Origin of the sequence: Pseudomonas sp. E45-MNA-CIBAN-0222, from assembly GCF_040310405.1 — a bacterium.
GTDB classification, from domain to species: domain Bacteria; phylum Pseudomonadota; class Gammaproteobacteria; order Pseudomonadales; family Pseudomonadaceae; genus Stutzerimonas; species Stutzerimonas stutzeri_AC.
In genome coordinates this window covers 1-279 of record NZ_JBEOPU010000074.1, presented here as the reverse complement: position 1 = coordinate 279, position 279 = coordinate 1, and the positions used below count along the sequence as shown (strand labels likewise).

Below are 279 nucleotides of genomic sequence, written 5' to 3'. Positions count from 1 at the left end.
AGATAAGGCTATCTTGGTCGAGGCCACGTTACTTGATTTTTGTAGGAGTGTGGCAAGATTGATGGTGCCCAAATTATTATGATCACGAATGGTATAGCCACGCACACGAATTGAGCCCGGATTGGTATCAATTAAAGTAGTCGGTGTGTATTTGCCCGAATTGAGAGCCGCAGCCACGGTAAATGGCTTCATGACTGAACCCGGCTCAAATACATCGAGGAGCGCACGGTTACGCTGGTTTTCACCAGTCATCTCATTCAGGTTATTGGAGTTAAATGA

1 protein-coding gene is annotated in these 279 nt (G+C 45.9%); it reads right to left on the bottom strand.

Annotated elements, in window-relative coordinates:
* On the bottom strand, positions 1-279 hold a 279-nt coding region (locus tag AAEZ08_RS22830), incomplete at both ends, for a penicillin-binding transpeptidase domain-containing protein (RefSeq protein ID WP_500125163.1).